Origin of the sequence: Occallatibacter sp. (assembly GCF_035317045.1) — a bacterium.
Classification (GTDB): domain Bacteria; phylum Acidobacteriota; class Terriglobia; order Terriglobales; family Acidobacteriaceae; genus Telmatobacter.
Window position 1 is genome coordinate 133,455 of sequence record NZ_DATHHT010000040.1, and the last position, 18,824, is coordinate 152,278.

At 58.6% G+C, this 18,824-nt stretch carries 15 protein-coding genes and 1 tRNA gene; 7 read left to right on the top strand and 9 right to left on the bottom strand.

Features of this window, described 5'->3' with window-relative positions:
* The first annotated feature begins 55 nt into the window (after nucleotides 1-55).
* From VK574_RS19755 to VK574_RS19770, 4 genes are all read left to right on the top strand, one after another.
* On the top strand, nucleotides 56-805 hold the full coding sequence (locus VK574_RS19755) for an ATP-binding cassette domain-containing protein (RefSeq protein ID WP_472801594.1): 750 nt from the start codon (nucleotides 56-58) through the stop codon (nucleotides 803-805).
* Nucleotides 802-1,449, top strand: a complete 648-nt coding sequence (locus VK574_RS19760) for an ABC transporter permease (protein ID WP_472801595.1) — start codon at nucleotides 802-804, stop codon at nucleotides 1,447-1,449. The genes VK574_RS19755 and VK574_RS19760 overlap by 4 nt, the downstream gene beginning before the upstream one ends.
* Nucleotides 1,446-2,330, top strand: coding sequence for a glycine betaine ABC transporter substrate-binding protein (locus tag VK574_RS19765; protein WP_472801596.1), 885 nt, complete (start codon nucleotides 1,446-1,448; stop codon nucleotides 2,328-2,330). The genes VK574_RS19760 and VK574_RS19765 overlap by 4 nt, the downstream gene beginning before the upstream one ends.
* A gap of 120 nt (nucleotides 2,331-2,450) precedes the next feature.
* Nucleotides 2,451-3,365 (top strand): DUF5996 family protein, encoded by a 915-nt coding sequence (locus tag VK574_RS19770; protein ID WP_472801597.1) that lies wholly within the window; start codon nucleotides 2,451-2,453, stop codon nucleotides 3,363-3,365.
* Between the two features lie 14 nt (nucleotides 3,366-3,379).
* On the opposite strand, the gene VK574_RS19775 is transcribed toward VK574_RS19770, so the two are convergent.
* The 4 genes from VK574_RS19775 to VK574_RS19790 all read right to left on the bottom strand — a co-directional run bounded on the left by VK574_RS19775 (nucleotide 3,380) and on the right by VK574_RS19790 (nucleotide 11,443).
* Nucleotides 3,380-6,883, bottom strand: coding sequence for a glycosyl hydrolase 2 galactose-binding domain-containing protein (locus tag VK574_RS19775; protein WP_472801598.1), 3,504 nt, complete (start codon nucleotides 6,881-6,883; stop codon nucleotides 3,380-3,382).
* A 211-nt stretch (nucleotides 6,884-7,094) separates the two neighbouring features.
* Nucleotides 7,095-8,339, bottom strand: a complete 1,245-nt coding sequence (locus VK574_RS19780; protein WP_472801599.1) for a hypothetical protein — start codon at nucleotides 8,337-8,339, stop codon at nucleotides 7,095-7,097.
* Between the two features lie 59 nt (nucleotides 8,340-8,398).
* Nucleotides 8,399-10,867: a caspase family protein gene (locus VK574_RS19785; protein ID WP_472801600.1), complete on the bottom strand. Its 2,469-nt coding sequence runs from the start codon at nucleotides 10,865-10,867 to the stop codon at nucleotides 8,399-8,401.
* A gap of 348 nt (nucleotides 10,868-11,215) precedes the next feature.
* The gene (locus VK574_RS19790; protein WP_472801601.1) at nucleotides 11,216-11,443 is read right to left on the bottom strand and encodes a hypothetical protein; all 228 of its coding nucleotides are present in this window, start codon (nucleotides 11,441-11,443) and stop codon (nucleotides 11,216-11,218) included.
* A 221-nt stretch (nucleotides 11,444-11,664) separates the two neighbouring features.
* Between VK574_RS19790 and VK574_RS19795 the strand changes: the two genes are divergently transcribed.
* The gene (locus VK574_RS19795) at nucleotides 11,665-11,964 is read left to right on the top strand and encodes a zinc-ribbon domain containing protein (protein ID WP_472801602.1); all 300 of its coding nucleotides are present in this window, start codon (nucleotides 11,665-11,667) and stop codon (nucleotides 11,962-11,964) included.
* Between the two features lie 239 nt (nucleotides 11,965-12,203).
* On the opposite strand, the gene VK574_RS19800 is transcribed toward VK574_RS19795, so the two are convergent.
* From VK574_RS19800 to VK574_RS19810, 3 genes are all read right to left on the bottom strand, one after another.
* Complete coding sequence (locus VK574_RS19800) at nucleotides 12,204-12,389, bottom strand: hypothetical protein (RefSeq protein ID WP_472801603.1); 186 nt, start codon at nucleotides 12,387-12,389, stop codon at nucleotides 12,204-12,206.
* A 507-nt stretch (nucleotides 12,390-12,896) separates the two neighbouring features.
* Nucleotides 12,897-12,983 (bottom strand) — tRNA-Leu (locus VK574_RS19805).
* 102 nt (nucleotides 12,984-13,085) lie between these two features.
* Nucleotides 13,086-13,985, bottom strand: a complete 900-nt coding sequence (locus VK574_RS19810) for an Fpg/Nei family DNA glycosylase (RefSeq protein WP_472801604.1) — start codon at nucleotides 13,983-13,985, stop codon at nucleotides 13,086-13,088.
* A gap of 108 nt (nucleotides 13,986-14,093) precedes the next feature.
* Here VK574_RS19810 and VK574_RS19815 point away from each other — a divergent pair, with 108 nt between their 5' ends.
* A complete protein-coding gene (locus tag VK574_RS19815) occupies nucleotides 14,094-16,163 on the top strand; it encodes a S9 family peptidase (RefSeq protein ID WP_472801605.1) in 2,070 nt (689 codons plus the stop codon).
* A 27-nt stretch (nucleotides 16,164-16,190) separates the two neighbouring features.
* Here VK574_RS19815 and panC read toward each other — a convergent pair whose 3' ends face one another.
* Both panC and panB read right to left on the bottom strand, forming a co-directional pair.
* On the bottom strand, nucleotides 16,191-17,042 hold the full coding sequence (gene panC / locus VK574_RS19820; RefSeq protein ID WP_472801606.1) for a pantoate--beta-alanine ligase: 852 nt from the start codon (nucleotides 17,040-17,042) through the stop codon (nucleotides 16,191-16,193).
* Nucleotides 17,042-17,965 carry a 3-methyl-2-oxobutanoate hydroxymethyltransferase gene (gene panB / locus VK574_RS19825; RefSeq protein WP_472801607.1) on the bottom strand — a complete coding sequence of 308 codons (924 nt, stop codon included), beginning with the start codon at nucleotides 17,963-17,965 and terminating at the stop codon, nucleotides 17,042-17,044. The genes panC and panB overlap by 1 nt, the downstream gene beginning before the upstream one ends.
* Nucleotides 17,966-18,094: 129 nt before the next feature.
* On the opposite strand from panB, the gene VK574_RS19830 reads away from it, so the two are divergent.
* Nucleotides 18,095-18,823, top strand: coding sequence for a polysaccharide deacetylase family protein (locus VK574_RS19830; RefSeq protein ID WP_472801608.1), 729 nt, complete (start codon nucleotides 18,095-18,097; stop codon nucleotides 18,821-18,823).
* Nucleotide 18,824: the final 1 nt, after the last annotated feature.

Here is an 18,824-nt window from a genome sequence, read left to right on the forward strand (position 1 = left end):
AGCTGCACCTCAAGTCATTGCGATGAGTGCTGCACTAGAATTCCGAAATGTTTCCGTGGCGGTAGCGACCGGACGACTGCTGCTGAATGACGTGTCCCTCGCCCTTGAGGAGGGCACCGTCACAGCAATCCTCGGACGCAGCGGCTCGGGGAAGACGACGCTTCTGCGCACAGCAAATCGCATGATTGACCCGACCGGAGGCGGGGTCCTGGTCGCCGGGGCCAACATCCAGGAGTTGGCGCTTGTGGATCTGCGCAGGAAGATGGGCTATGTGATCCAGGAGACCGGTCTGTTTCCACACTTTAATGTGGAGCGCAACGTTGGCATCGTTCTTGAAGCTGAATCGCAACCGCGGCCGCAGCGAATTCAACGCAGCGACGAGCTGCTGCAAATGGTCGGACTGGATGCTGCGGCGTTTTCCGATCGATATCCTCATCAACTTTCTGGAGGGCAGCGGCAACGCGTCGGCCTGGCCCGTGCGCTCGCTGCGGAGCCGAAGATTCTGCTGATGGACGAGCCGTTCGGCGCGCTCGATCCCGTGACCAGGGCGGAGATGCAGGACATGCTCCGCGATCTTCTCAAGCGGCTTCGCACCACCGTGCTGCTGGTAACGCACGACCTGGATGAAGCGCTCTACCTCGCGGACCGCATCGTGCTGCTCGGCGAGGGCAGGGTCATCGCAAATCTTGCTCGCGACAAATTCCTTCAATCGGATTTACCAGAGATCGTCGCCTATGCCCGCGCATTCCGCCGAGGTCAATCCGCGGCCTTGGCGAATCCCATTGCAACGGACGGACACAGATGAGCTCATTTCTTTCGCAATACGGCGGCGAAATCGCAACGCTAACGCTCGAGCATCTCTGGCTCACAGGAGCGGCCATGCTGTTTGCGACCCTCATCGCTGTACCCACAGGCATTTGGCTAACGCGTTCGCCGCGATGGGCCAAGCCAGTGATCGGTGTAGCCAATGTGCTGCAGACCATTCCATCTCTGGCGATGTTTGGATTTCTTCTGCCGCTGCCATGGCTTGGCGAGCGCGCCGCTCGCATTGCCATCGTTGCTCTCACTGCCTATGCGCTTCTTCCCATTCTGCGCAACACGTATGCCGGGATTCGCGGCATCGATCCGACGCTGAACGAAGTGGCTCGAGCCATCGGCCTGACGGACGCGCAACGCCTCTTCAAAATCGAGCTTCCTCTCGCGGCTTCGTTTATCTTCGCGGGGCTTCGCACGGCCACGGTTACATGCATCGGTATCGCGACCATCGCAGCTGCGGTTGGTGCCGGCGGCCTGGGCGAACTGATCTTTCGTGGTGTCGCCTCAATCGACAATCGGCTCGTCATGGCGGGGGCAATTCCGGCAGCGCTGCTGGCTCTTGCAGCGGATGCAGCACTGGGATTGCTCGAACGCCGGTTCAAAATCCCCAACGCTGATGGTTCCGTTCGATGAGCCGATTGGTTCGCGTTCCCTCTATCCTTTTGCTCTGCTTTTCTCTGGTCTGTTGCTCGCCGCCGCGTCCCAACCACCCCATCATCGGTGCGAAGAACTTCACGGAGCAGGTCATCCTCGGCGAGCTTCTTGCACAGGAGATCGAAGCCCAATCAGGCCTCAAGGTGGAGCGTCGGTTCTACCTTGCTGGCAGCTACATCTGCAACCAGGCGCTCGTCGCTGGCCGCATTGACGCCTACGTTGAATACACAGGCACAGCGCTCACCGCAATTCTCAAGCAGCCGGTCGATCGGAATCCCCAGTCTGTTCTCGATACCGTGCGGAGGCTCTATGCGTCACGCTACGGCGTCACCGTCGCCGAGCCCCTCGGATTCGAAAACACTTTCGCCATGGTCATCCGCGGTGAGGATGCGCGACGCCTGCAACTGGCGACGCTGAGCCAGGCCGCGTCCTATGCTCCGCAATGGCGCCTTGGCGTGGGATACGAATTCGAGCAGCGCCCTGACGGACTCCCTGGACTAAATTCCGCATACAACCTGCATTTCAGCGGGCTGCCGCGCACCATGGATCTCGGCCTGCTCTACCGCGCGCTCAACGCGCACCAAGTCGACATAATTGCAGCGAATTCGACTGACGGCCCTATCCAGGCCATGGGCCTCGTTGCGCTGCAGGATGACCGCCACTACTTCCCGCCATACCAGGCTGTCCCACTTGTTCGAGATGACACTCTTCGGCGCTGGCCGCAAATCGCCACCGCGCTCCACGCGCTGGCCGGAAAAGTTACCGCAGAGGACATGCGGGCCATGAACGAAGCCGTCGACGGTCAACATCGCGACCCTGCCGAAGTGGTGCGCGAGTTTCGCATGAAGAGGGGGCTTTAGGAGAATCGTCGATGCCTGGCATCTGGAGGCGATCTCCCCGCAGACGAAGCAGAAGGAGGATAATCGGTTTCATTGGCGTCAGCTTTCCCTTCCATTTGATGCCTCCGAGGTCGAGAGAAAGTGAACAACGCACCAGATCGTCCGGAATGCTGGCCGGCTCTCCCGCTCGAGTCCTGGCGAGACACCTATGCCACCCTTCACATGTGGACACAGATCGTCGGCAAGATCCGCTTGCGGCTAACGCCACTCGTCAATCACTGGTGGAACGTACCGCTGTACGTTACGTCTCGCGGGCTGACCACCTCGTGTATTCCGTATAGAGACAGATCGTTCGAACTCCGCTTTGACTTCATTCACCACCAGCTTGTTCTCGAGACCAGCGGCGCTATCGTGAAGATGATTCCGCTCAGGCCGTTCGCCGTGGCGGATTTCTACCGCGAATGTTTCGACATGCTCCGCTCCGCCGACATCAACGTGAGAATCTGGCCGATGCCGGCCGAGATTCCTGACCCAATCCGGTTCGATCAGGATCGGCAGCATAGCTCCTATGATCCGGAGGCGGTGGCAAGGTTCTGGCGCATCCTCCTCTCGGCCCATGAAGTCTTCGAGCAATTCAGAGCGCGATTCATCGGGAAGAGTAGCCCCGTGCATTTCTTCTGGGGAAGTTTCGATCTTGCGGTCACGCGATTCTCCGGCCGGAAAGCGCCGCCGCGCGATGGCGCAGACGCTGTTACCCGCGAGGCATATTCGCACGAGGTAAGCAGCGTTGGCTTCTGGCCGGGGGCCGGCTTTAAAGGACCGGCATTCTACTCATACATGGCGCCGTCGCCAGCGCGAATCCGCGAGGCGCGAGTCTCGCCCCCGAGTGCGCGTTTTGACGAGAGCCTTGGCGAATTCATTGTCATGTATGACGATATCCGCGTGGCAGCATCTCCCACCGCAGCCCTGCTGGCTTTCTGCCAAAGCACCTATGAGGCAGGTGCCACAGCAATGAAGTGGGACCGCGAAAGCCTCGAACGCGACATTCGTGTCTAAAGCCAGGGCCAGATCTATCGAAGCGTGCCGACGAGGTTATAGCCTTCAATGCGCACACTCGGTCTCTCTCCGCGCGTATCCGCATCTTCGAGCGAAATGGAAATGGTTTGTTTCTCTCCCGGCATGAGCGCGATGTAGTTGTCACTGTAGAGCGCTGGCACAATCAGATCGCCACTCTTGCTGCGGGTCGCTTTCACGCGCACCATCAATGCGGGTGTTTTCGAAAGATTGTGCAACATAGTCGTGATCTTCCATTCCTTGCCATCGCGCGTGATGCGTGTTTTTGCGTTCACCCGTGCGGCGGCCAGATTGCGAATTCCCTGGTAATCGCCCTCCGCAAGTCCGTGCAGATAAAAATTCGACGAGAGAACTTCTGCGCCGCGCGTCAGCGACAGGTGGATGAAATGCGTTCGCGCCAGCCCGGCAGCGAATTCGATTTGCAATGGAGAAACGGTGCTGTCCTCGTGGCTGTCGAGTGCCGCGCTCTTCTCCCATTTCATTGTGCCGTCGATGCCGATTATCTGTGCATGGGCTGTCAGGCCTCCCTGTTCGCCGGCACTGTAATTCACCACTTCGACAGCGTCGGTCGCAGCATTCCACTGGATGTGCAAAGGCTCTGCGCCTTTTTTTGCCCCATAGTAACCGGCGTCGGTGTCGAAGAAGTAGTCGTAGGTCTGCCACAGCAGTGAGGGCCACGCCGAGTGGCTCATCCAGATCAGCAGTCCCAGCCGATTCTTGCTTTGCCCCTCGAACATTCCGCGATACCCGTCGTAATCCACAAACTGGGCGAAGCTCACCCAGCCGGCAACATCGGATGCACCGCCATACTGTTTCTCAACCGCCGTAGTGAACGGATTGTGCTCGTGATAGTCGTGGAGCGGCCACTGATAGCCCTGCGGCCACATCGCCGATTCCGGCATTGTCCTGCGCAGATCATCCATGTCCACAACATTTGGCGAGCCCATCTCGCTATGCAGTTTTGTTGGCGCGTGTTCAAAGTAGTAGCGAAGCGGCTCAACACGATATGGTCCGTGACCGCTAACCGGCCCGTCAGCCGAACTCGAAATGTAATGCGATCCGGGTTCGAGCGTCGCCACCAGTTCGCGGAGACCATCGTCGATAGGCTGTGGTGGCAATCCTTCGTTGCGCCCGCAGAAAATTCCCAGCGAGGCGTGAGTGCGAATGCGCAGCAGGTAGTCATGCGCGTTTGCGAGGAACAATTTGTTATCGTCCGGGTCGGGGCCATCCCATGGATTGGCGAGCCAAAAATCCTGCCAAACGACCACGCCGTAGCGGTCTGCCGCGTCGTAGAATGCCTCATCGCCGGTCTGTCCAACCCAGTTGCGAATCATGTTGAAGTGCTCATCGCGGTGATAGCGTAGGGCCGCATCGTACTCACGTGAGCGATAGCGCAGCATCGACTCCGGAAATCCCCAGTTGCCGCCGCGCGCTATGAACCGCCGCCCGTTGATCCAGATCTTCAGCACTCCGCCGTCTTCTGAGTAAGTAAACTGACGCACGCCAATATTGAATGAAGTCTGATCCGATACTGCGCCATCGATAACAAAGTTGTATGAAACGGGATAAAGGTTGGGTTCGCCGTAACCCACTGGCCACCAAAGGTTTGGATTCACGAGATGGAGCGCGGCCTGTGTTGCCGGCGAAAATTCAACTGCTTTTGTCGACGAGGCCTCGATCGTTACCGGCATCTCGATATTCACATTTCCGAAGCGTGCCCGCAGAGTCCCAGTCACCGGCTTTGCATCGAGATTCCGAAGCGTGGCTTGCATGGCGATATCCGCGTGCGTGGTGTCGGGCAGCGGAATTGTCGTTGTCACCAGCGGATCTTCGATCTTCACCGGGCCGCTGGTGGTGATCGAGACATTGCTCCAAATGCCAGTGTCGCGCCCGCGAATCGTCGACATCCAATCCCACCCTGCCGAAGCATGGTATGTGGGATTGTCACGGCCCAGCGCGCCGCCGTTTACCGTTGGTCCCGCTTTGTCTTTGGTGCTGCCGGGATTTGCAACGCGAAAAATGCGCACGGCCAGCGCATTCACTCCGCCGTGATGCACGAGAGCCGATACATCAAAACGTCCACGCATGAAGCCGCCGTCGATTTTCCCTACGCGGTGGCCATTCAGAAAGACTTCAGCCTTCCAGTTGATGCCGTCGAAGTTGAGCCATGTGTGCTCGTCGGGCCGTTGCCCTGCAGGCACGTTGAATTCGTCGCGATACCAGAAGTCCGCGCAGAAAAACGAATCGGAGATGGCGTATTGGTTGTCACCAAAGTCAGGGTTGGGAATCGCACCGTCATTTAGATAGCTGGTCAACACAGTGCCCGGAACGGTCGCAATCATCCAATCCTTGTCGACAAAGCCAGGCATCGCGAGTTTTTCACCGTCGATCGGCACAAGCGATGCACGCTGGACGCGCCAGTTGCCACCCGCGAGAGGCACGGTGCCATTGCCGTCTACCGGAGTGGGCGCATGCGGCTGTGCAGTGAATCCGCCGCGACCATAAACTTCGAGTTCGCTTAGTATGTAGCGGTCGCCCGGCTTCTCCGGCTTGGTCATCAGCAATCGCACATAGCGGCCGCGTGCCGGCTGCGCCAAGTGGATGTCATCGTTTACGCTGCCGGACGCCGGGAGCGCCTGCAGCGTCTTCCAGTTGCTCGCGTCATCCGACACCTGGATTTCGCCTTCGATTGCGCGTGCGATCCAATCGAGCGCGATGCGATCGAAGGTGCACACGGAGCCCAGATCAACGTCGACCCACTCTTCGCCGCTGCCGGCACTCATCCACGCACTCGAGAAGAGATCGGGGCCCGCCACGCGAACTGCTTGTCCCTTATCGAAGAGGGCCAGCTCCGCCACTCCCCAGATGCGCAGATTGGGAGCAGAGAGCTGAGCGCGGTAAGAACGAAACTTGGCAGGCGCTCGGAATAGAATCGACTCGAAAAAGCTCGGCCCTGGAGCCCGCATGTCGGGCCACTGCGAACCGGACGCGTGGCCCACCTCTTTCCACTTCACGCCATCATCCGAACCCAGAACCGTGTATGTCCAAGTGCCCGATAGCGATTTGCCATAAATCTTGCGTAGATAAAGGTCGATCCGGTCGATCTCCGGGACCTCGCTTCCGCCCTTCAAATCGAATTCGATCCACGGCGAATCGCCCGACACATCCACGGAGGATGTGTCGTTACCATCCAGGAAGATCTCTCGTTGAGTCTTCGGCAAGACGCCAGCATCGCTTGTCGAGGTCTCAATCCACTGCGGCACAGTGGTCTCCTTGATGCCGTCGGTGATCAATTGCGCTGTCAGGTTATAGTCATACGCACTCGATTGATACGCGGGCCGATGAAGAGCAAGGTTGCGATAGGTATGCGCGTCCGCCACAAGTGTGGGCCCGGTGTACTCCTTCGGATCGCCAGGGTACACGCCAATGCCGCGCGTATAGTTTTGGGCGTGTCCTGCAAGAGCGGCGCAGGCAAGCAGGAGGGCGAGGCGTTTCATCATTTGCTCCAGGGACGCGATCGACACTGTCGTTCATGTGCCTCGGTGTCGGCGCAGCATGTCTCGTAATCAGCTGAACGAGCAAGTGTAATCGCATGCCATGATCGTCGCAACCCGGAGGGTGAAGGGAACCGCGCTGCTTAAGCCATTGCGTGCAGTCAAAGAAAAGCGGCGCCGACTTCAAGGAATCGGCGCCGCTCCTGATTGTTCGCAATCAGTTGGTTTGGGGCTTCTTCTCATCTGTAGCATCGCTGGGCTTGTCGCCGGTCTTCTCGCCAGCCTTGCTGCCGGTTTTGCCGGAACCCGAGCCTTTACCCGACCCTTTCTTGGAGCCGCCTTTCTTGCTTGATCCGCCCGCCGAATCGTCGCTCCCGCCTCCGCCCCCGCTTGGACCGGCCGACTTGTCCGTCGATGACCCGTCCAGCGGCACTACGCTGATGCGCATTGAAGCATAGGTGATCCCCGGTAGTGCATTCTGAGCGCGTGTTGCCAGGGGTAGATTCTGATCGGCGTCCTTGCGAACAAGATAGCCCTGTACCAGGTCGAGGTCGGGCAGCGACTTTGCAAGTTCGTCAGTATGCTTCTGCGGAACCATCAAGTAGTCGCCCGAAAGCAACCCGATATAGTGGTCTTCGCGATCTGGATCGCCATGTGCTTGTTGCGTAGCTACTGCGGTTGTCAGATTTCCGGCCATCACAAACCGCGTGCGATCCTCCCAGTAGCTCATCACCTGGGTAAATGCATTCAAGGCAGGAACGCTGATTGCAGGCAGCGTCACCAGCGGCGCCGCAATCTTTGTTCCCGCAATGATGACGTTGAGCGCTTTCACGAAGATTGATGTTCCTGGCGCCCTTGAAACGTTCACCGCCATTTTGCCGGTTCCTTGTGTAAGCAAAATCTTACTGGTCCCCTGGGTGGCCTGGGGTGTCTTGAAACCGAGCTGCTCCAACGAAATCTTTCCGGCTTTATCCGGCTCAACCGATGCGATTGCGGTCCACGCAAGGGGAGCAATGATGTTCCGATAGGCGTGAATCTGCGTCGTATCGACCCGAAGCTGCGAGGCTTTCAGATTGTTCTCGCTTGTGCCTGGATGAAACTGCGAGAGCGCGATGCTGATGGCCACATCGCCATCGTGGTCCAGCAGTTCGTCTTTGCCGATATCGGTTGCATAGCGCAGCTTCTTCTCGTCGCTCTTGTAGTGCAGATACTGCGTTTCTACAGCTGGGTCAGGAAGTTGATCCTTCGGCCCGCGCGAGGCCGATTTCTGCCCGTAGTTATGGCTCATCGGATTCACCGAGTCAAAGAATCCGTTCCAGAAGTCATACGAATCGTGCGGAGCATCTTCCGTGGAACTATTCTGAGGTGCAGCTTCCTGCGCTGCGGAAATGCCGGGCAAAAGCGCAGCCATAAGGCTGATTGCTGAGGCGTCTCCAAGAAAACGGCGACGAGAAACGGGCATGGTCTTTCTCCTTGCTGGTGCAATTGCGTGAGCGATTCAATCAGGCGACATTCGCCCGATCACTGGGCTTGTTTCGCGTCACCCTGTGGGACGCTGTGAAGTGTTGTTACGGTGATGCCCCAATCGGTTGGCACCGGTTCTAGTAGTCCACGAGTCGAACTGCTCGCATTGGTTAACAGCCTCTGCAAAGGAGTGTCGGCGCCGCGTCCTCCGCGCGTGGCGACCCCCTCAAATGTCAGCGATGACGGATCGGGCAGCGGCTGCGCTGTACTTAGCATGATGAGCGTATCTACTCCATATGGAGGCCCGACCTTCAGAGTAAGTGAATGCGGCAGAACAAATTTGCGGTCGCTGGTTCCGGCCTTGGGAAACTGATTTTCGGCGAAATTGATGGGATAGAGAAGAGTTCCCTTCCCGTTGCAACTGATGTCGAGAACGTACACCCAGCGCGGATCCACAACTCGATCTTCTGACTGCAAAAGCATTTGAAGCTTGTCGCCGGGATGCGCGGCTTGTTCTTGCGAGAGGGTACCGCCATCCGGAGCATGCACCAGGGCCAGCTTATAGAAGCTCTCGGCAGACTCACCATTGGCACTGTCCTGCAGCGTGAGCCAGCCATGGACCTTGCCCAGGCGCTGCGCGTAATCATTCAGCTTTTTGGTCAGCGTGCCGGGTTGCGCTGAGTCTCCCAGCGCAGTCCAATCAGTTCGAACCGGGTAAGGAGAATCCGTCGAGCAGCCTGGGCTATGATCCTTGATCGCACTGTTAGGTCGCGGTCCGGCGGCAAACTCGCTTTTGTGGAACCATGCGTAAGCGGGGCCGTCGTCGGTAAGCGCTCCCGTCAAGAGATAGTTGGCGCCGGCAAAATCCTTCGCAGCTTGCACGGCGCTTTGCGGATCGCGGAGCGAAAGCTTGTCCGCTACTTCCTGCGGCACCGGCAAGTTCACCCATACGCGGGAATCTGCACTGAGATGTTGCTTCAAGGCGTCGGCCGTGAGTTTGGGCCCAAGATTCATGGGCGGTAGCGCAAGCGTGTTCAGGCTTCTTGCCCCTTGCGGAGCTGATTTTGCAGTGCCACCCGGCTTCGCTTCTTGCAGCGTCCAATTCGTTCCATCCCAGCTGAGAAGATGCGTCCAATTCTCTTCAGCCGGGTCATGGACTGAGACCACTCCTGCCGCCTTCACCTGCCCGACCGCAGCAGCAATTTCATCCTGCGAAAGGTTTGAGGGCCAGAGCCAGAAGAGAAGCGGATCTGACTGCGGTGGCACGAGTTTGCTGAGCGCAAAAATCTCGCCCGGCAAAACCTTGGCGCCTGCTGGACTCACCACCTGCGCCGTTGAGCGCGCGATTCCCTGCAGGTCAGTTACACGCAGAATCACCGGCGATTTGCTGCTGTCATCAGTCGCTATCGTGAATTCGCTCCCCGGTCCCACACCTGATACGCGCCCGATGTCCAGCCACACCGCACCGTCGTCATCCGTTCTGATCGCAGCCGTCAACACCTTGTTGCTGCTTGCGGCCTTTCCCCCAAACAGAGGCTCCTGGCGGCGCTGGGCATTCGCATCCATGTCCGGTTCTTCGTCGGAGACCCCGCTTCCTTCGAGAACCGCCTTTACCCTCTGATACACGATGGACGCCGGTGCATCCGCAGGCAGAACCTGCAGCGATTCAATCAAAGCTGTCGTAAATGCGCCGTGCGGTTCCTCTGCAGTGTCCGGTGGGGGTGACTCCTTTGCCGTCTGATCCTGCTGCGCTGCGGAAAACACCAGCGCGGGATTGTCCGCGCGTTCCGTCGGTGGTGTCCGTTCCTTGCCGTCAGGGCCGGCTTCCGGTGCCTCGTTGATGTCGCGCGGATCATAGGCAAGCGTGCGTTCCCGGTACTTCGGACCGATGCCGCGCGATGCGCCTCCGCTATGACAACTGTCAAAGATGACGGTGAGATGAACGCCCTTGTCCAGCGCGCTGTTAAATATGCGCGTCATCTCTCGGTCGCGAACGTCAAAGCCGCCCTTGTAAGCATCTGAAGGAACCAAGGTGCTGTCGGTATGCACCATTTTGCCGTCTGCCCAGACCTGCATTTTGGTTCCCTTGCTGTTGATGCGAAGCGAGCCGTGGCTGGCGTCATAAAACACCACCGTGTCTCCGCGCTGCGGCAAATCGACAAGATACTTCTGCATGGCTGCAAGAATGCCATCGCGAGTCGTTTGGTCGGCCGGAAGAATTGCAACTCCTGGCCGTGGCTGGGGCGGCACGGGATTGGTGAGGAGAGCCACGTTTGCCGCCGGAAAACCGAACTTCGGACTGGTCAGAAGGTCGGCCATCGCTTGCGCGTCGTTGACCGAGCCTTGAAGGTTTTCAAATGACGCGAGTTCGCATCGCCCATAAATGCATCCTGCCGGATGCGCGGCGGTGGTGCCCGTCGGCTGATAGGTGTTGATGCCGATGAGCAAGGCTCGACGTGTTTGCGCGTTAACCTGGCAAGCGGAAAGAGCCAGGCAAATCAACAACGGGGAAGCGAAACGCCGCATGGAGACTCCGGGAAGATTGCAGAAAGCGTACTGCCTTCGTATGGCAAAGGCAATAGGTATGCAACTTACGCGGAGTCGCATCACTTGCCGTTGGGATGAGAAATTTATTGCACCGCGCACGGTTGGTTCATCGCACGTGAAGACACCAACGGCTTTCGGCTGTGTCCATCACAAGCAGAAAACCCGACAATCGCCATCCCCTCAACAACCCAGACGGAGCGCGGCTCGGTGGGGATTACAGCAGCGAGAGAGAAATTCCCGCAACGATCCGATTGTGCAGGTTCGAGGAGTCAGAAACCACCGCTTGATTCCGCCGGCGTGCGGTCAGAAAGCAGATAACTATCTCTCTTAGCGCAGTCGCAGACATACGACGGACAACGGTTCAAGGCCTTCAGACTCATCGGTTGAATTTGGCTTGTCCGTACCGGCTGATTCAAGTTCCGCTATGCGCAATAGCAGGAGACGCTTTAGCTCTGCGACCATCTGTTCGTCCGCTTGCGACGGAAAGTCGTCGTCAATCTTCTGCAGCGTGACACGAAGCGATTGGATGAGTTCGGATGAAAGCTGAGGGGTCATAAAATCGGTTCGATGCGGGGCTCAGACATCCGGGATGTCCTTAAGTCAGGGCTCGAGTCTTCCCGACAACTCCCATATAAGAATAGGAGTCTTTGTCATGCACCGCACATACCTTTCAGCCGCAAAAAGCCTAATATATTTCGCTTACGCAGCGAGTTCCCCAGAAGGACTGCGGGCACTGTTGACCCTTCTCTGACTCTGCTGAGTGCAAAGGAGGGTTTGTGCAGAACTTTTCTGACAGAGATATCAAGTGTGAGAGTTGCGGCTTAATGTTCGTGTTTTCGGCGGGAGAACAACAGTTTTTTCAAGAAAAGGGATTCTCAAACATCCCGAAACACTGCAAGCAATGCAGGGTCAAGAGGCAGGGCGTCGAAGGGCGGCATCGAATTGAAACGCACGTCAACTGCTCAGAGTGTGGGCGCGACACAACCGTCCCATTCAAGCCGACTCAGGGCAGACCAGTAATGTGCAGAACGTGTTTCGCAAACCGACCCAAAACACCCAATATTGTGGCTGCATAGAGAAAGCTTGCGACAGCGGAGGGGTTCTTCCGCTTCCACTTGGAGCAAGCTCAAATGCAGATTCTCCGAAATTCGCTCAACATAAGACCACGGATGAGGTCTTAAGTGGTAGTTAGCTCCCTCGTTCTACGAGAGTGGTCGTCGCCTGCGTTCAATGTGATGAATCGGAACTAGGTTGGTTTCGCAAACAGCAGCCCTATCGCGCTGAGTGATCTAGTCCGATTGCTCATCACGTACTGTCATGGTTGAGCTTTTATTTGTGAGGCATTCGGAATCTTCTTCTTGATCTTCACTCGTTCTCGAACCGGCCTAAGCTCCAGCAATTCCTCAATCACATAGCCGCCAGTGGTCCCGTCCGAAAACGAGACCATCAGCCCGTCTTTACCATCCAACTCGACCGCCAGCATTTGAATTTTATCCTTCATTCGAAAAAGCTACACATTACGAGAAGGACTGGCTGTTCAACTTTGCTCAGATACCATTGCCTGAAGCACCCTACTTGCCGAGGAGCTTCTCTTTTGCATCATTTAGATTAATGTCCGGTACGTGACATTTCGAATTGAAACGGGTGTATGGTTGAGCCTAAATTCCCCAAATCGACGGTGCTGGGCAACGTCTCAGAGAATCCAAAGTCCAACCAGTGTTTGCCTTGCGCTTGCCACTCGCGACGCAAATTGAAGCCCCTGAGATCGCGAACGTGAAGGGATTTCTCTTAACCACTTCGTTTCGCTTGCCATTGCCGAAAAGATTGCACGTTTGGAGCCCGAACCGCTCGATTCAGACAAGGTTGAGACCCTTGAGGACTCCCAATCCCCAAATCCATCCAAGTCTGGAACGTAGCGGCGGACGATTCCGCACCGAAGGGATGAGTAATTCGGCGGTGATTTGGATGGATTTATGTTCTTTGTTTTGAGGGTTTTTACTTTGAGTTTTGGTGCCGAAGAAGGGACTCGAACCCCCACACCCTTGCGAGTACGTGGACCTGAACCACGCGCGTCTGCCAATTCCGCCACTTCGGCACGAGACACAAATCCAGCGTTCTTCGCCGGATCGGCAGCATCTTTGAGTCTCGCAAAACCAGCCTATCGTGTCAAATCTTGCGCGGCTTTTTGCCCGGCAAGTCACTTTTTCTTCAGGGCTTCCAACTCATCCAACGTGCGCGGCCAGTCCGAACCAAGCAGTCGCGACAGGCTGCGGTCCGCCAGGACTTTCCCCCCGGTCTGGCACTTCGCGCAGTAGTTGGTTTCGTTGTCTGCATAGCGAATCCGCTGGACCTTCTCCCCGCATCGCGGACATGGCAGGTTGAATCGGCCGTGAACCGCCATCTCCGGCCGGAATGCCGTCACCTTCTCTGGGAACGCCTTCGTTGCCTCAGCACCGAGCCGGTCCATCCACAGCCGCATGGTGTCCTTGGCCGCAGCGAACAGGCGCTCCCACTCCTCCGGTCTCAGCTTGTGCGTCTGCGCGATAGGCGAGAGCTGGGCCGCATGCAGAATCTCGTCGGAATACGCATTGCCCACGCCGCTGATCAGCCGCGGATCGGTGAGTGCACGCTTGAGGGTGCGGTTTTCCGCCGTCAGCGCTGCTCGAAATCCGTCGAGATTCGTCTCGAAAATCTCGACGCCGCCGGGATCCATTGCCTCCAGTGCTTCTTCGCCGCGCACGACGTAGAGCGAAGCCCGCCGCTTCGAACCAGCCTCTGTAAGCGTCAGTGATCCATTTGGAAAATCGAACGCCGCCAGCGCGTTCCTTCCTGCGAGCTTCGCCGACGGAGCCTTCCAGTGCAGTCGCCCCGCGATCATCAAGTGCAGCACTAGCCATAGCTCGTCGTCGACGCCGATTGCGATTCGCTTGCCGATGCGACGGAACCTGCGAACCGTGCGCCCTTCAACCGCGCTCAAAGGCGGGTCGACGGAGCGCAGCAGGAACACCGATACCAGCCGCACGCGCTCCAGCGTCTGACCCATGATCCGCGCTTCAAGAGCAGTGACGTACGCAGAGATATCGGGCAGCTCCGGCATGATTACAAGATTGCGGGGAGGCGGCGGGTTCACGCAAGAGCATCATCTTGTATATTTGTTCCACGTTCTTCCCCATGGCGTGACCCTCAAAACTTAAGGACCAATTGCATGAAGCGTCTCCTGCCTTGTCTTCTTGCGGTGTTTATCGTGTTCAGCGCGGGCCTGTTCGGTGAGAGCCCGCCCACGGGAACAGCGACGTCTCGCCTCCCCATTCCTGCGGCACCGGGCAAAGTCTTCGATCTCGCCTGGGCCAGCAAGATTCTCCGCGTCAGCAATCCGGAGATTGCGCCGGACGGCAAGTCGCTGGCAGCCGTCGTCGCGCACCCTGATTACGAGGAGGACATCTACGCATCGGACTTGGTGCTGGTCGACATTGCGAGTGGAAAGGCGCGCTACCTGACCCACGATCGCAAGCATGTTTCATTTCCGCGCTGGTCGTCCGCGGGAGACCGGATCGCCTTTCTGGTGGAGGACGCGGACAAGCACAACCAGATCTTCGTGCTCGAAATGTCCGGAGGCGAGTCGCAGCAACTCACCAAGAGTGCGACGTCGATTCAACAGTTCGCGTGGAAGCCGGACGGATCAGCAATCGCGTTCGCGACCGCCGATGCGCCTCCCAAGAGAACCGGCGCCGAAAAATTTGACGATGCCTTTGACGTAGGGGACGGCAGCTTCCTCGACAAGGACCATGCGCTTCCTACGCATCTGTGGCTGGTACCAGCCATTGGCGGCGAGGCCAAACGCCTGACCTCGGGTGCGTGGAGCTTGCCGGTCGCGTTTCCTCCCGGACCGCCGGCTTCGCCCATTGCATTCACTCCTGACGGCAGCAAGCTCGTGTATGTACGTCTTGAAAACACCTACTCCGGTGACCGCCGTCTCTCCTCGCCACAGGTGCTCGATCTCGCGACCGGCAAGTCTGAACCAATCACGACCCACACGATGTACTCAACGCAGCCGTTGCCCTCGCCCGACGGATCGCACATTGCCTACATCTATCCTCGCGCCGGCCTCGACCGCAACTACCAGGACATCTTCGTAGTCGATGGGCTCAAAGGTGACGGCGACAATATCACCCGCGCGATTGACCGGAATTTTTTCCGAGCACTCTGGATGCCCGACGGGAAAGCCGTCCTGACTGGCGCCAATGATGGGGCCACGGCAAGCATGTGGATCCAGCCGCTTGCGGGAAAGGCGACGAAGCTCGATCTCGGCGATGTCACGCCAAACACTGGCTTCTGGCTCGACGCCACTGTCGGCAGCCAGGGACAGATCGCCTTCGTCGGAACCGAACCGCATCGTCCCTCGGAAATCTACATTTTGGATACTCCGCAATCGAAACCGCGCCGCCTTACAACTTTCCACGCAGCCTTTGACTCGCTCAACCTGGGCAAGAGCGAGGTGGTCACATGGCAAACCCCGGACAAGGCGCCGAAGAACTGGCTCGAGAACGGAATTCTGACCTATCCGCCGGATTATCTGCCGGGCAAAAAGCTGCCCCTGGTGCTGTACATCCACGGCGGACCGACGTCGTGCTCGAAGGACACCTTCTCGCTCTTCGCGCAGTTGATCGCCGCGCAGGGGTGGCTGGTCTTCGAACCCAACTACCGGGGAAGCGATAATTTCGGCAACGATTTTGCCCGAGCCATCGTTGACGATTCAGGCGACGGTCCGGGCCGCGACGTCTTTACAGGCCTCGACATGCTCAAGAAGCGCGGCATCGTCGACGAGTCGAATATCGCCGTCACCGGCTGGAGCTACGGAGGCTACATGACGAGCTGGCTCATCGGGCACGCGCAGTTCTGGAAGGCTGCCATTGCAGGCGCACCCGTTACGAATCTGCTCGATCAGTACAATCTCTCTGATTCCAACGTAGCGCGCGCCACGGCCATTGGCGGCTCGCCCTACACAGGCGACTGGATGAAGCATCTCGTCGAGCAGTCGCCCATCACCTATTACGACATGATGACCACGCCGACAATGGTGCTGCAGGACGTGGGTGATTATCGCGTGACCATCACGCAGGGATACGAGCTTTATCACGCGCTCAAAGATCGCGGCGTCAAGACATGGTTCTACGTCTACCCCATCGGTGGCCACAGTCCCAACGACCCCGTCCGCATGCGCGACGTCTACCGCCGCTGGATCGAATGGCTCGGTCAGTATTTGCCTCATGCGTGACGGCGCTGTGCACGGAGGCTGGCGTGATCAGCCGATGATCGCATTATCGATCAACCGTGTGCTTCCCACCCACGCCGCCACCGCGAATAGAGTCCCCGGTGCGGCGGCGAGCACGGGCCACAGCGTTTCCCAGTCCACCAGCTCAATGTAATCCACGCGCACTTCCGGCTCTTCCGCAAACACGCCACGCGCTGCGTCGATCAATGATGAGCCTGAACGCTCGCCGTCGGCGACAAGTGCTTCGACTCGCCGAATCGCGCGGTTCAGAACCAACGCCTGTTTCCGCTCCCCGGGATTCAAGTACGCGTTGCGGGAGCTGAGCGCCAGTCCGTCGTCTTCACGCACGATCGGGCAAACCACAATCGCGGTGCCCAGCCGCAGATCGCCAACCATCCGCCGCAGTACCGCGACCTGCGCCGCGTCCTTCTGTCCGAAAAAGGCGAGGTCGGCCTCCGCGGCAATCATCAGTTTCGCAACTACGGTTGCGACGCCGCGAAAATGCCCGGGCCGGGACTGGCCGTCGAGGCGTTCACTGAGGCCGTCGACCTCGACAAACGTGGATGCACCAGCGGGGTACATCTCTTCGACACTGGGAGCGAAGATGACGGATGCCCCTTCGCGTTCGGCCAGCGCGCAGTCGGCCTTGAAGGTTCGCGGATAGCGGGCGAAGTCCTCTTTGGGGCCAAATTGCGTTGGATTTACAAATATGGATACTGCCACGCGCCCCGGCCGCGCCGCCGCCGCCGCACGAATCAGCGAGCCATGCCCGACATGCAACGCGCCCATCGTCGGCACCAGCGCAATTCCTTCGCCGCATGCGCTCGATCGCTGCGCGCGGCTCCACGCGCGCAATTCATTCACTGTCGTAAGAATCCGCATCAGGCTTTGCGCAGTTGCTTCACTCTCGGAGCATCTTCTGGCACTGTCTCCAGTTCCTTACGCACTGCTGCAGATAGATGATAGCTCTCTTCGTCCGCAGGAAATGCGCGATGCTCCACATCTTCGCGATAGTGTTCGATGGCCGCACGGAACAGCCCTGCCGCATCCGCATAGCGGCGCGCGAACTTGGCCTTGGGAGCGAAGCTCAGGTTCATCATGTCGTGGAAGACAAGGATCTGGCCGTCGCAATCCGGCCCTGCGCCGATGCCGATGGTGGGAATCGCAAGTTCCGCCGTAATCTCCGCAGCAACCTCGCGCGGAATTCCTTCAAGCACGAGCAAGCCTGCGCCGGCCTCTTCGAGCGCTTTCGCATCAGTTTTGATTTGCCGAGCCGCGTCTGTTGTTTTAGCCTGCACGCGATAGCCGCCCATGCGATGCACGCTCTGCGGCGTCAACCCCAAATGGCCAACGACCGGAATCTCCGCATCGGTGAGCGCCGCGACCAGCGCCACGCGCGGCCCTTCAATCTTTACCGCCTCGGCTCCAGCCTCTTTGATGAAACGAACTGCGTTGGCTACCCCTTCGGCCACCGTGCCGTGATAGCTGCCGAAGGGCATATCGGCCACCACCAGCGCGCGCCGAACCGCACGCCGCACAGCGCGGGTGTGATGCAGCATTTCGTCAACGGTGACCGCCAGCGTGTTGTCGTGGCCCATCACCACCATGGCCAGCGAGTCGCCCACGAGCACCAGGTCTATGCCGGATTCGTCGACAAGACGCGAAGTCGCATAGTCATACGCGGTAAGCGCAGAAATGGGCTTGCCTTGGCGCTTCATCTCGGCCAGTGCCGGAATCGTAACTTTTGTGATGGAAGAGTCGAGCGGCGAGGAACTCGCGCTACCGGGGAAGTTGGTAAGGCTCATGTTGTCTCCAGTGCCACTCCGAGTACTCAGGATGCGGCCCGAACAGTTTCAGTATACGCCGGTCCGTCACAGATCGCTTGCCGTTCTCCTGCTCCGCGCCGCACACTATTGGCAGCAATGCTTTCTCCTTTGGCAGCGAGTATTTACGGGGTGATCGGTGTCGCCGGCGCAACCGGGCTTGGCATCGGCGGCTTTGCCTATGCGTCGCATTGGCCCACCTCGCAGATCTTCGGCCGCACCCTCATCGCCCCGCGCAATCCCGGCGAGCTCGCTCTCACCTTCGACGACGGACCCAATCCCGCCTGGACGCCGCGCCTCCTCGACATCCTCGCCGAGCACAATGTGTGCGCGACTTTTTTTATGGTTGGCAAATTCGCCAAGGCCGAGCCGGAACTCGCTCGCCGCGTCGCCGATTCCGGACACCTGATCGGGAACCACACCTGGAGCCACCCCGATCTTTCGCGCACGCGCGAGGCCAACGTTCTCGACGAACTCACCCGCACCAACGATTTGCTCGCCAAAATCACCGGCAAACCCCTCCGCTACTTTCGCCCGCCCTTTGGCGCGCGGCGGCCGTATGTTCTGAAGCTTGCCCGCCGACTCGGACTCATCCCCGTCACGTGGAATGCGATGACGACGGATTGGAAGGAACTTTCAGCCGACAAAATTACCGCCAGCCTGGTGCGCAAGATCGACGGCAATCAAAGCAGCGGCTACGCCAGCAACATCGTCCTTCACGATGGAGGCCATCGCGGCATCGGCGCCGATCGCGGCCCATCTGTCACCACGGCCGCTCTCCTCCTCGATCGCTACGCCAGCTCACAGAAATTCGTCACGCTTGATGCGTGGCCAGAGTAGC